Origin of the sequence: Mesorhizobium sp. M1227 (genome assembly GCF_040318315.1) — a bacterium.
Classification (GTDB): domain Bacteria; phylum Pseudomonadota; class Alphaproteobacteria; order Rhizobiales; family Rhizobiaceae; genus Mesorhizobium.
In genome coordinates, this window is sequence record NZ_JAMYLZ010000064.1 from 1 (window position 1) to 12,611 (window position 12,611).

A 12,611-nucleotide genomic window follows, 5' to 3' on the forward strand; every position below is an offset into this window, starting at 1 on the left:
GGGGCCGAGCGTGACCTTCACCGCGTCGGCGAGGATGTTGACGCCGCGCAGCATGCGCTCACGAGCGTCGCGGGAGAATTTTACGTCTTTGGCAGCCATTTTTTACTCCTGGGCATTTCGCCCGAAATTCAGATTGGATGGTGCGGATGAAAGGCGGCGGCGTGTCAGCCGATGACGCCCATGATATCGGCTTCCTTCATGATCAGAAGGTCTTCGCCGTTGAGCTTGACTTCGGTGCCCGACCACTTGCCGAACAGGATGCGGTCGCCGGCCTTGACGTCCAGCGGGACGAGCTTGCCGACCTCGTCACGGGCGCCGGAACCGATGGCGATGATCTCGCCTTCCTGCGGCTTTTCCTTAGCCGTATCGGGGATGATGATCCCGCCGGCGGTCTTCGCTTCGGACTCGACGCGGCGAACGACCACGCGGTCATGCAGCGGCCGGAAATTCGACTTTGCCATTTTTGGATTTCCCTGGTGCGGATGTTGAACGGTTCTCCGTTGCCGGAGCGTGGTTAGCACTCATCTTGGGGGAGTGCTAACGCGGCAGTGAGATAGGCCGTAGGCTCCTGCTAGTCAAGACGGAAGAGGGACGGGCGAAGAGCAAAAGAGCGTGGAAGCACCGAGCCTTTTACGTGAACGACGTCGGAGATAGGACATGGGTGAGGCGGCTCACCATTTGTAATTGAAGGCTTTATTCATTTGGCACGGTTGGTGCAGCGGATGATCCGCAAACGTTGCGCGCGACAAATATGAGAGGTGAGCGCCATCAGGATTGTTGCGGTTAACGGGTCCACACGGTCTTTACGGTATTGGCCGCCGCGCGGGCGCCAGGACTCCGGCCATCCCGATAGTCACCAATCCAATCTGCGGAGAACAGGAGGCAAGATGAGAGCGACAGTCAGCATGAACTCGAATTGGAAATGTTTGGCCAAAGCAACTGCCATCGCCTTGCTCGGGACGGTCACCGCTACGTCGGCGGACGAAGGTATGTGGATGCCGGGCCAGACTGCGGAAGTGGGCGCGGCCATGCGCGCGGATGGGCTCCAGATCGATCCCGCCCAGCTGGGTCGTCTGGACGCTGACCCGCTCAACCCGGTCGTATCACTGGGCGGATGCTCCGCCTCGTTCGTCAGTCCACAAGGGCTGGTCGCAACCAATCATCACTGCGTGTTCGAATCCATCCAATACCACAGCAAGGAGGGCTAGGACTATCTCACAGACGGTTTTCTGGTGGCTTTCTGGCGAAGAGCCTGGGTGAAGAATTGCCCGCGGCGCCCGGCAACCGCATCTATGTGATCGAGGACATGCGGGATGTGACCGCCGAAATGCTCAAGAGCGTCTCGGACAAGCTGAACGGGTTTGCCCGCTATGAGCGGCTCGCCACGAACAAAAAGGCCCTGATCGCCGCATGTGAAGGACAGCCCAATCGCCGCTGCGACGTAGGGGCCTATTATGGCGGCGCCTTCTACTATCTCCTGCAGAAGCTCGAAATTGAGGACGTGCGCCTCGTCTATGCGCCCGCGCTCGGCATCGGCAACTTCGGCGGCCAAACGGACAACTGGAGGCCGCGCCACACGGGCCACTTCGGATTTATCGCGCCTATGTCGCTCCTGATGGTTCCTCCCGGCCATATGCGCGCGAGAACGTGCCCTACCGGCCGAAGAGTTGGCTACCCATAGCCTGTGAAGGCGTCAAGGAAGGCGACCTTGTGATGGTCGCCGGCTTTCCCGGCGCAACCCACCAGTTCCTGACGGCGGATGAAGTCCGGTTCAACTTCGCGCAATTCGAACCGCGGTTGCAGCGTTCGCTCTCGGATTATGCCGCCCAGATCAACCAGGCAACGGCAGGCAATCGCGAGGCGCAGATCCATTGACCGCCCGCTTCACAAATGGCTCGGCCTAAAACGCATGGGAAAAGCAGAAAAGGCAACAGATCGGCACCAGAATGAATATGGCCGCGCGAACTGACAGACGCGCCAACAATCGGCATCTCGCATGGTCGGTGGCACTGGACGTGGCGCCCACCCTGCTGGCGCGACTCCCCATCAGGTCGTCGGGGTTTCGCTGGCGAAAAAAACTTCCGCGTGTCTCTGCGCGATCCATCCCGCTTGCGCGTGCCTAGTCAACCAAAAAACTGACCATCTGCAGGATCAGGATCAGCAAAAAAAAGCCAAAGGCAGACGCCAAAACAGCTGCCTGCAGGACGATGCGTTGTTTCTTACCCACAGTTCCCCCGGGAGAGAGTCTGATGATAACCCTTAAAAAAGGGCGCCCGGGAACAGGGCGCCCTTCTCATCGACGAAATGCTCGGATTGGAGGTCCGTGATCAAGCAATTCGCCGAAACCTCTACAAGCCTCACCACAATGGTTCGGCCGCAAATTAGGCTCGCAGTTACCGCTCCGAACGCGGCAACGGGCTCTTCAATCCTCAGAACGAGCGCTGGAAGCGGAGCAGACCGCCGACGCTGTTCTTCTTGTCGGCATTGGTCCAGTTAGAGAAGTCCACATCCCCGAACTTGCCAGCGTGGAGATAGTCGACTTCGGCCGTGATCGTCAGACCAGGAACGATATCGTAGGCGACATTGGCAGCAATGCCGAGGTTCTTCCACTCGTCATACGCCGCCTGAAGGTTGAAAGAGGTCTTCTCGTTGAACTTGTAGGTGCCGCCGCCCCAGACGGCCCAGTTGCCACCCCACTGCTTGTAGAAGCCGCGACCGCCGGCAGGAATAGCGTAGGTCCCATCGGTTAGGTTGTCGTCGGTCCCATAGCCAGCCATAATGAACAGCGACAGTTCGTTGGTGGCGTTCACATCCAAGCGGAGCTTGCCGGCTACCTCTTCGTAGTTGCTGTCGTAAGCCACGACGCCGGTGATGGCGCCCCAGCCCTGCGTGTACTTCACGCCGCCGACAAGATGCGGAACGTAGCTGTCGATCGTGCCGACGACGCCAGAACCCTCTTCGAGCGATACCACGGCGGAGAAGCCATTGCCTGCGTCGAAGTAGTACTGCACGACGTTGGTGTCAAAATCGCCGTAGGGAACGAGCGTATCGTTGATGACGTTGCCGGCATAGCCGATAAACGTATCGAAGGCCGATTCGTCCTTACCGACGCGCAGGCCACCAAGCTGGATCCAGGCGAAGTTCAGTGTGATGCCCTTGTTGAAGGCATAGTTCTGGGGACTGTCGGGACCCGAATAGGCGTTGCGGTTACCGAAATTGAATTTGGTCTCGGTGTATGTCTTCAAAGTACCGAGTTCGGTTTCCTGGCCGGTCCAAGTCCTTAGGTCAAAGCGGGCGTTCTTGCGCCAGGTGCCCTGCTCGCTGCCGTCTTGGACGTCGTGGGTCCGCGCCCCGTCGTAGGATCCAACGTCGCCGACGCCGATGTCGTAGCGGACATAGCCGCCGATGCGCAGGCAGGTCTCGGTGCCGGGGATGTAGAAGTAGCCCGAGCCGTAGACGTCGCAGATCTTGACGTATTCAGCCGGTTCCGGCTCGGCGACGGTCACCGCGTCGGCGGCGCGGGCGCCGGAAACTGCGATCAGAGCCGCAGCTGAGCCGAGAAGAAGGCTCTTGATGTTCATAATTGATCTCCATTCAATGATTTGAAAAGGGCGAGGACGTCGATGGACGAACCGCTCCCTGTCCCCACGATCGAAAAAGATGCGCATCGCGATGCATCCTTCCCGGCTCGAACGCTATTCGCTGGGCGAATTAGTGCAAGTTCAAATTCCGTCTGCCAACCATATATAGAAGTATCCGTTGCATTATTGCCACTAAATCTATTGTATTACTTGCACAAATTGAACAACTATACATTTGCACAAATCGCACAATTGGTACATCTGCTTGTGCGCACTTACATAATGCGCGGACAGCCATCTGCATCCGGCCAATTGTCAGATAGATTCAATCAGAGAAACAGCCTGGGCGGCGGATGAAACAACTTCTGTGTTCATACCTTCTCTGAGCAATTCGATAGGGACGCGACCCTTGAGAAGAGGCGAGGGGCTGATCAGCCACAGCCAAGCCAGTCTGGGATCGGAGATCGAGGAAAGGACCTGCCTGATTCCGGGGATAGGCCTGCCGTCGATGAACTGAGCCAGGGGAAATACATGCTTACGGGAGCCTCTCCGAAAGGCAACCACATCATTGTGTTGCTGCCACCAATACAAAGTGGACCGCGGTATTCCAAAACGTCTCTCGAGATGCGTCGACCCCGCAACTGGACCGGCCCATTCTGCAATGCGCGCGCCTTCTCTCGGGCAATCTTTCAGAACCGGATGCCCGAGCGGATGATCGGCTGCCCGTGGTCGCGTAGCGATCTCACCCGCCTGGGCGTTTAGCCGTCGCGCTGCTTCGGCCTCGAGCCTACCAAGAAATTCGGCGGCCACGGCGGTCAATTCGTTGGAAGGAGAACCCGAAGGCGCAACAGCAGCCTTGTCACCCTGCTTCCCCTCATCGCATTGGGCAAGAATGCGCTGCACCTCCCTCATGACAAAGCTTGAAAGCTCGGTCTGGCGCTTTTCATCCCCAAGATCACTCGACGCGGACATATCTGGCTTTCCCAATAGCATTCCCTCAGCAAGCCTCCGAAAGAGCGTTGAAGACATGAAGTTGGGGGGACGGCGATGTGTTGCGTTTTCGTATGCGCGCAACCTAGCAGCCGTCTTGCGGCTTCAACTTTTGCCTCTCAACAAAAAAGGGAAGAACCTCAATTGACGACCGTCTTGCCCCCACGATCGAAACAGACGCACATCGCAGTGCACGCTTCACAGTGGGACGCTATCCGCGATGCTCATTTGTGCAAGTTTAAAGTTTAGCTTGCCAGCTTTATATAATTAGACGTTTCTTTTATGCAACACTTTTCCAAGTGTTACTTGCACAAATCGAACGTATCGCACATTTAGACGAACTGTACATTCGATATCGACTTTGTCGCACGCGTTTACTGGCGGTATACATCCTTCACCGTTGCCGCAAGGCATTGGCCCAGGCGCGCGGCACCTCCTTCACGACAAAGGTTGAAAGCCCGTCCTCGGGCGTTTCATTTCCAAGATCACTTCGACCCACTCATACGGGCTTCCCGAGCGAGACCGTGGGTTCGGACGGTGCGAATGAATTTCTCGTTATAATCGAATTGATTATAAGGGTATATTTCTACGTTGAGTATAAAGGATGTCAAGCCCGCGCCAGCGGCAATTTTGTCCGGGCGACCGCCGTTTCGTCGAGGACATGGTGGCGGAAGCGATAAAGCTTCGCCGGCCGACCGCCGGTTATCAAAAGCACTTTCGCCGGTCTCCTCCACCAGTTCCTGCTGCTCCATCAACCGGCGAAAGTTCTGCTGAAGCGCCCCTGCCGATGTAATCGTCAACGCCGTCCGCGTCAGCGCATTGCCATCGGCGAGAAGCCGACGACATTGTTGATGACGAACGTAACGATCCGCGGCTTCAGACAGGAATGTGCGCTTCGTCCAGATGGATGGAGTGGGCTGGCAGGTTCCGGGCGGCCGCGCCGTTGAGGATGCAGCATCGAGAGCCGCGCTCGCCGAGGATGACATAGGTCGAGATTCGCGCGCCGGAAGTCTTGCTCCATGTCTCCACGAATCCATTGGCAGGATCCCGGGTTCTTCGCGTGGTCAGGGTCGAGCGTTATCGAACCGTGGTAGTTAAGCTTTGCTCGGTGACGAGGATGCCGTGCAGCTTGCCGGCGACTATTTTCGCATTGGTCCCGTTGTCCTATTCATCTCACAGAGCCAGTCCTGATGTTGAGCAGCTTCGCTGGGCTAAATCCCGACGACGAGCGCCCCGCCGCTGAGTCCCGCACCTGCCGCCGCCAGGAGTATTTTCTCGCCCGGCCGAAACGGCTCCGCTTGATTGGCGAGCGACAGTGAGAGCGGGATCGTCGCGGCGGAAGAGTTGCCATATTCGGCGATCGTTTTGACGATCAGGTGATCGGCAACGCCGAGGTTTCGCCCGACCGCATCGAAAATCCGAGCATTGGCCTGATGTGGCACGAACCGGCCGACATCCTGTGGTCGCACTCCGGCGGTGGCAAGCGCGCTGGTCGAGCAATCGGTCATCATCTCGACAGCCTTGGCGAACACTTCGCGGCCGTCGGTCATCGTCATTCGGGTTTGCCCGAGATCCAGGCCACTCTGGAACGGGATGTTGCTTCCGCCGGCCGGAATATGGATTAGCCCGTAGCGCGAGCCGTCTGAATCCACTGAGGCACCGAGAATGCCCCGATCAGTATCCTCGCAGGGACCGATCACGAGGGCGCCGGCGGCATCGGCAAACAGCACGGCGCTGGCGCGCTCAGAGGGATTGATGCGGCGGCTGAGGATATTGGCGGCGATAACAAGGCTCGCTTTGCCGTGCAGGCGGGTAAATCCGTCCGCAAACATCAGCGCATAGATGAAGCCGGCGCAGGCGCCGGTCAGATCGACAGCGCCGGCGCGCCCAAGCCCCAGCCGATGTGCGACCAGGGGCGCGCTGGGCGGCAGGAGGTGATCGGGCGTCGAGGTGGCAAGCAGCAGCAGACCGATGTCGTGGCGCGCAATGCGGGCACTGGCCAGCGCCATGGCGCCGGCCTGGGCAGCAAGACCAGACAGCGTGTCTTCGTCCGTTGCCCAGAAGCGCGACCGGATTCCAGTACGCCGCTCGATCCAGCCCGGTTCGAGGCCGAGATTGTTCTCGATTTCGGCATTCGCCACCTTTCGCCCAGGCGCATGATGGCCAAACCCGAGAAGGCGCGACAACCTGCTCATGGCTTTGAGCCGAAGCGTTCGCCGGCCTCCTCGATCGCGTCATGGAGCCGATCGAGCTCGTCGCCGGTGACGCAATAGGGCGGCAGGAGATAAAGGACATTGCCGAGCGGGCGCACAAGCAGGCCGAGCTCGAGGAAAAAGACCCGCAGCTTAGGTCCGATCTCGGCCAGATAGCCGGCAGGGCCGGCGCGCAGGTCGAGAGCCAGGATCGTGCCGATCGCGCGGCTGTCGGTGAAGTTGGCATTGTCGCGAAAGCGTCGAAACCCGGCGGCCTGTCTCTCGCTCAAGGCCGCGATCCGCTCGGCCACCGGCTCGTCACGCCAGATCTCGACATTGGCGAGTGCTGCCGCACAGGCAATCGGATTGGCGGTGTAGGAACTCGAGTGGAAAAACGTCTTCTTGCGATCCGCTGAATAATGAGCCTGGAAGATCGCATCGGTGGCAAGCGTGGCCGCCAGCGGGATCACGCCGCCGGTCAAGCCTTTGGAGGTGCACAGGATATCTGGAGAAATCGATGCCTGCTCGCAGGCGAACATGCTCCCGGTGCGGCCCCAGCCGGTCATCACCTCGTCGGCAATCAGCAGCGTGCCGGAGGCCTCGGCAATCTTCTTCAATCCGGTCAGAACCGAGGCCGGATACATTCGCATGCCGCCGGCGCCAAGCACGAGCGGTTCGACGATAAGCGCGGCGGCGCGCCGGTCGCGGCTGACGGCCTCGAATCTATCCAGCGTTGCCTGCTCGCGGCCGGCGGCCGGGAAGGGAATGGTGTCGACCTCGAACAGCAAGGGTCCGTAGGCGGCGTTGAACACGCCACGGGCACCGACGCTCATCGTGCCGATCGTGTCGCCATGATAGCTGTGCTCCATGACGACGATGCGCGAGCGCGGCGCGCCGATGTTGCGGAAATAGCCGAGCCCCATCTTCAGCGCGACTTCGACGCTGGTCGAGCCGCTGTCGGAATAGAACACCCAGTCGAGTCCGGCGGGAGCGAGTGCGACAAGCGCCTTGGCCAAGCATTCGGCAGGCTCGTGCGTGAAACCTGCGAAGATGATCTGGTCGAGGCTCGAGGCGGTCGTCTCGATTGCCTTCATAATGCGGGGATGGCGGTGGCCATGTGTGACGACCCACCAGGAGGAAATGGCGTCCAGGATGCGGGAGCCGTCGGCCGTGTGGACATAGGCGCCTTCCGTCAGGACGATTTCAGGGATCGCCGGCTCGAGCGCGTGCTGGGTGAAGGGATGCCACACACGGGATTGCGTCATCATTCGCCTCCGGCAATCAAAGCGAGGTCGAAGCCGGCAATCATCGCTTGTCTCAGCGTTTTGTCCGTCAGCGGATCGAGGTGCGGCAGCCTGCCGAGTTGCGGCACGTCGCCGAATTCCACGATCGTCCGTTGCGTATCGGTCATCTCATCGCCGATGAAGGCGATGCCAGCCAGCGGGATAGCGCGCGCCCGCAGGGCCTCGATCGACAGCAGGGTGTGATTGATTGTTCCGAGCGCGGTGCGGGCGCACAGAATGACCGGCAACTGCCATTGCTCGAATATGTCGATGAACCTTGTCCGGCGGTTCAGCGGCACCATCAGCCCGCCGGCGCCTTCGATGACGAGCGGTGTCGGCAGGACCGGAAACGAAAGATCGGCAGCCTCGATCGAAACGTCGTCGATTTCGGCCGAACGATGCGGCGAAAGCGGGCTCTTCAAGCGGTAGGCTTCCGGCAGCACGCGCCCCGACGGAAGCCCGGCAAGCCGTGCAACCGCCTCGCTGTCGGTCTCGCCGTCGAGGCCCGATTGCACCGGCTTCCAGTAGAAACCGTCAAGCAGGCCGGCAAGCCCGGCCGAAAACACCGTCTTGCCAATTCCGGTGTCTGTTCCGGTGATGACGATGCGCTTGGTCATGTCGCCTCCGGTCATGTCTGAGCCAACACCTCGACGAGCGCCTCGACCATGGCGGAAATGTCGGCTTCGCCGATATTGAGCGTCAATGAGATGCGCAGCCGCGACGTGCCCTCGGGCACGGTCGGCGGACGAATGCCGCGCATGTCGAAGCCGCGGGCCTGCAGGCGCGCCGCCACTGCCATGGTGCGCCTGACATCGCCGATTACCAAGGGCTGGATCTGAGAGCCACTTGGTATCACGCCGCAGCGATCGACCAATTGGCGGCCTGCGAGGGCAACGCGTTCATGCAGCTGAACACGCCGCATAGGCTCGTCGGCGAGCATTGCGAGCGCTTCGCGCGCCGCGACCGCCATCAGGGGCGATGGCGCGGTGGCGTAGATGAATGGCCGGCAACGGTTGATCAGATACTCGCACAGTGTCCTCGGCCCGGTCACGAGCCCACCAGATGCGCCGAGCGCCTTGCTGCAGGTGTGGAGCGCGACGATGTTGTCGCGGCCCTCGAAAGCGGCGGCCAGCCCCCGGCCGTCCGGTCCCCAGACGCCGGTGGCGTGCGCCTCGTCAATGACGATGAATGCGTCCTGCCGATCGGCAAGCGCGACCAGGCTCTCCATCGGCGCGCGGTCGCCATCCATGCTGTATAGGCTTTCCACCGCAATCCAGACGCATCCCATGCCGCCTTCGGCGCGCCAACGCTTGATCGCGTCCTCGACAGCATCGACATCGTTGTGCGCGGCCAGCTTGAACTCGGCACGTCCGGCCTGTGCCCCCTCATGCATGCTGGCATGGGCGAGCTCATCGAGGACCAAAAGGTCGCCCTTCTGCGGCAGCGCAGTCAGCAGAGCGAAGTTGGCGATGTAGCCGCTGCCGAAGAACAGCGCGCGGTCGGCTCCAAAGAATGCCGCCGCGTCTGCCTCGAGCTGCTCGTGTTCCGGCGCATTGCCGCGCAACAGCCGCGACCCGGTGGCGCCAACCGACGTGCCCTGCGCAATCGCCGCCGCAACCGCTTCGCCAAGTCTTTTGGAGGCGGCAAGCCCGAGATAGTCGTTCGACGAGAAGTCGCGCCCGGCGCGCGGCTTCAGCGTCCGCAGCCGGTCCTTGCGCGCCAGTCCCTGCAAGGTCGCCTCATAGCGGGCAAGCGGTGCCCCGTTCATTGCGCCTCGAGTTCCATCGGCTCGATGCCAAGGCGCCGGAACAGCAGGGTATCCTTGTCCTCACCGGGATTGTCCGCCGTCAGCAGCGTGTCGCCGACGAAGATCGAGTTGGCGCCGGCAAAAAAGCACAGCGCCTGCATCTCGTCGGTCATGGCCGTACGGCCGGCGGAAAGACGGATATGCGATTTCGGCATCATGATGCGCGCCAGCGCGATCACGCGCACGAATTCGATCGGCTCGATGGGCTTGGCGTCGGCAAGCGGGGTGCCGGGGATCGGGATCAGCATGTTGATCGGAACGCTTTGCGGAGGTTCCGGCAGGTTGGCCAGCGTCACCAGCATGCCGATCCGGTCCACCGGCTCCTCGCCCATGCCGACAATGCCGCCGCAGCAGACCTTGATGCCGGATTGGCGAACGTGCTCGAGCGTCTCGAGCCGCTCGGCAAAGCTCCGCGTGCTGATGATCTCGCTATAGTAGCGTTCCGACGTATCGATGTTGTGGTTGTAAAAGTCGAGACCAGCCTGCTTCAGTCGAGCGGCTTGCTCACGATCGAGCATGCCGAGCGTCATGCAGGTCTCCATGCCCAGCGCCTTGACGCCTTCGACCATCGCCACCACCGCATCCATGTCGCGCGCCTTGGGGTTTCGCCAGGCCGCGCCCATGCAATAGCGGGTTGCGCCGGCGTCACGCGCTTTCTTCGCCTCGGCGACGACGCGCCGGACCTCCATCAGCTTCGACGCCTTCAGGCCGGTCTCGTGATGCGCCGACTGGCTGCAATAGCCGCAATCCTCCGGGCATCCGCCCGTCTTGATGCTGAGCAGCCGGCTGAGCTGGACCTTGTTGGGATCGAAATTCTGGCGGTGCACGGTTTGCGCGAGGAAGAGGAGATTGTTGAAGGGGGCATCGTGAAGTGCCCGAGCCTTCTCCAGGGTCCACGCTCCAGGGTCAGGGGATTGAGCCTGTGGCGATGTCTGCGTTGGACTGGCTGTTTGCATGTCCATGCTGTTCCTCCGGTTCTGCTTGCTTTGCTGTCTGATTGACGACGATCGGAAAGGACAGTTGATTCGATCCTGTTCGTTCCTCAGACAATCATGAGCCCCAATAGTCGAGGCCGATATCCAGGATCGGCGCGCTGTGGGTCAGTCGGCCGACTGAAATCAGATCAACGCCGGTCGCGGCAATCGCTCGCGCTGTATCGGATGCGATCCCGCCAGAAGCCTCGGTGATAGCACGGCCGCCAACGATTGCGACGGCGCGGCGAAGATCGGCGAGGGACATGTTGTCGAGCAGAACCGCATCGGGAGCGAAGCCAAGTACCTCCTCCAACTGGGCCAGCGTATCGACCTCGACTTCGATCTTGACGAGATGACCGGCCCGTCTTCGTGCTCGCTCGAGCGCCGGGCGAACGCCGCCTGCGATGGCGATGTGGTTGTCCTTGATCAGAATTGCGTCGTCGAGGCCGAAACGGTGATTGGATCCGCCACCCGCGCGCACCGCATACTTTTCGACTGCCCTCAATCCGGGCGTCGTCTTGCGCGTGCAGACGATCTTCGCGCCATATCCACGAACCGCAGCGACGATCGATGCCGTTGCTGTAGCGATGCCGCTCAGATGGCACAAAAAATTGAGTGCCGTCCGTTCGGCTGTGAGAATGGCCCGGGCAGGGCCAACCACTGATGCAATGACCTCTCCATCCATGACATTGGAGCCGTCTGCCCGCTCCACCGAGATTTTGACATCAGGATCAATCAAGCGGAAAGCGAGCATCGCCAGATCGAGGCCGGCGACAACTCCGGACTGGCGCGCCGCCAGCACGGTTCCCGCTTGGTGTTCCTTCGGGACGATGGCCTCCGTGGTCAAGTCGCCGGCTCTGCCAAGGTCTTCAAGAAGAGCTGCCCTTACAAGCGGCTCAAGCATGACCGTGGGAAGCGGTGAGAACGTCATCACTTTGCCCCTTCGAGGCTTGGCGAGTGTCCGAGTTCCCGCGCAGCGGCCAAGGCGGCTTCGAGGGTGATTTCGGACCGTCGGGCGACAGTCGCATGATGAGGAAAGTCTGTCCGGTAATGAGCGCCGCGGCTTTCTTCGCGCAACAGGGCGGCAACCGCGATCATTAGCCCGACAGCCGCCGGATCCGAGGCCGCGTCCTTGCTTTCGGCGAGCGGCAACAAGGCATATGCGGCTGCTTTCAAACCTTCACCATCCCGGACGATGCCGAGTGCGCGCGACAGGAAAACACGCACGGGTGTCGGCGCGGGCGATGGGTAAACGTCCGCAAACGCAGGCTTTGTTCTGCGAGCAGGCGTTCCGGCGACACTTTCAGCGACCCAGCGCGCGCACACGACGGCCTCGGTCAAGGAATTGCTGGCGAGCCTGTTGGCGCCATGCAGTCCTGTCGAAGCGACTTCGCCACAGGCCCACAGCCCCTTGACGGAGGTCCTACCGGAGCCGTCCACGGCAACGCCACCCATGTGGTAGTGTTGGGCCGGACGAATGGGGATGAGATCGCGCGCGGGATTGATGCCGGCTCCACGACAGGCTGATGCGATTGTCGGGAAGTGTCGAGCAAATTCCGGGCCAGGCCGTTGCCGCGCGTCGAGAAAAACACGGTGGCCGTTGGCAAGATGGTTCCAGACGGCGCGCGCCAAGACATCGCGAGGCGCAAGTTCCGCCCCTGGCACGCTCTGGAGAAAAGCCTGGCCGGTTTCGTCGATCAGGGCAGCACCTTCGCCGCGGACGGCCTCGCTGACCAGCACCATAGGGCGTTCCGGGCCGTCAAGCGCGGTCGGGTGGAACTGGA

The 12,611-nt window shown here is 61.0% G+C and carries 11 protein-coding genes and 3 pseudogenes; 2 read left to right on the forward strand and 12 right to left on the reverse strand.

Going from position 1 to position 12,611, the window contains the following annotated elements; genetic code table 11:
- Positions 1–164: 164 nt before the first annotated feature.
- Positions 165–461 carry a co-chaperone GroES gene (gene groES / locus NKH28_RS33035; RefSeq protein ID WP_352453535.1) on the reverse strand — a complete coding sequence of 99 codons (297 nt, stop codon included), beginning with the start codon at positions 459–461 and terminating at the stop codon, positions 165–167.
- Positions 462–887: 426 nt separating this feature from the next.
- Here groES and NKH28_RS33040 point away from each other — a divergent pair, with 426 nt between their 5' ends.
- Both NKH28_RS33040 and NKH28_RS33045 read left to right on the forward strand, forming a co-directional pair.
- Complete coding sequence (locus tag NKH28_RS33040; RefSeq protein WP_352981334.1) at positions 888–1,208, forward strand: S46 family peptidase; 321 nt, start codon at positions 888–890, stop codon at positions 1,206–1,208.
- Positions 1,115–1,875 (forward strand): annotated as a pseudogene (locus tag NKH28_RS33045) (S46 family peptidase). Before NKH28_RS33040 ends, NKH28_RS33045 begins: the two are co-directional and overlap by 94 nt.
- Before the next feature lie 554 nt (positions 1,876–2,429).
- Here NKH28_RS33045 and NKH28_RS33050 read toward each other — a convergent pair.
- The 11 genes and pseudogenes from NKH28_RS33050 to NKH28_RS33095 all read right to left on the reverse strand — a co-directional run.
- The gene (locus tag NKH28_RS33050; protein ID WP_352981342.1) at positions 2,430–3,581 is read right to left on the reverse strand and encodes a porin; all 1,152 of its coding nucleotides are present in this window, start codon (positions 3,579–3,581) and stop codon (positions 2,430–2,432) included.
- 315 nt (positions 3,582–3,896) lie between these two features.
- Positions 3,897–4,610 (reverse strand): antitoxin Xre/MbcA/ParS-like domain-containing protein, encoded by a 714-nt coding sequence (locus NKH28_RS33055; RefSeq protein WP_352981335.1) that lies wholly within the window; start codon positions 4,608–4,610, stop codon positions 3,897–3,899.
- 568 nt (positions 4,611–5,178) lie between these two features.
- Positions 5,179–5,344, reverse strand: a pseudogene (locus NKH28_RS34630) (NrtR DNA-binding winged helix domain-containing protein); the annotation flags it as partial.
- Positions 5,345–5,415: 71 nt separating this feature from the next.
- Positions 5,416–5,714 (reverse strand): annotated as a pseudogene (locus NKH28_RS34635) (aspartate 1-decarboxylase); the annotation flags it as partial.
- A gap of 68 nt (positions 5,715–5,782) precedes the next feature.
- Positions 5,783–6,766, reverse strand: a complete 984-nt coding sequence (bioZ, locus tag NKH28_RS33065) for a 3-oxopimeloyl-[acyl-carrier-protein] synthase BioZ (protein WP_352981337.1) — start codon at positions 6,764–6,766, stop codon at positions 5,783–5,785.
- The gene (locus tag NKH28_RS33070; RefSeq protein WP_352981338.1) at positions 6,763–8,028 is read right to left on the reverse strand and encodes an adenosylmethionine--8-amino-7-oxononanoate transaminase; all 1,266 of its coding nucleotides are present in this window, start codon (positions 8,026–8,028) and stop codon (positions 6,763–6,765) included. The genes bioZ and NKH28_RS33070 overlap by 4 nt, the downstream gene beginning before the upstream one ends.
- The gene (bioD, locus tag NKH28_RS33075) at positions 8,028–8,663 is read right to left on the reverse strand and encodes a dethiobiotin synthase (protein WP_023679599.1); all 636 of its coding nucleotides are present in this window, start codon (positions 8,661–8,663) and stop codon (positions 8,028–8,030) included. Before bioD ends, NKH28_RS33070 begins: the two co-directional genes overlap by 1 nt.
- Positions 8,664–8,674: 11 nt before the next feature.
- A complete protein-coding gene (locus tag NKH28_RS33080; RefSeq protein ID WP_352981339.1) occupies positions 8,675–9,814 on the reverse strand; it encodes an 8-amino-7-oxononanoate synthase in 1,140 nt (379 codons plus the stop codon).
- Positions 9,811–10,809: a biotin synthase BioB gene (gene bioB / locus NKH28_RS33085; protein ID WP_352981343.1), complete on the reverse strand. Its 999-nt coding sequence runs from the start codon at positions 10,807–10,809 to the stop codon at positions 9,811–9,813. The genes NKH28_RS33080 and bioB overlap by 4 nt, the downstream gene beginning before the upstream one ends.
- 94 nt (positions 10,810–10,903) lie before the next feature.
- On the reverse strand, positions 10,904–11,758 hold the full coding sequence (gene nadC, locus NKH28_RS33090; RefSeq protein WP_352981340.1) for a carboxylating nicotinate-nucleotide diphosphorylase: 855 nt from the start codon (positions 11,756–11,758) through the stop codon (positions 10,904–10,906).
- Positions 11,758–12,611, reverse strand: an 854-nt coding sequence (locus tag NKH28_RS33095) for an FAD-binding protein (protein WP_352981341.1), incomplete at its 5' end; no start/stop codon positions are given. The genes NKH28_RS33095 and nadC, both read right to left, overlap by 1 nt.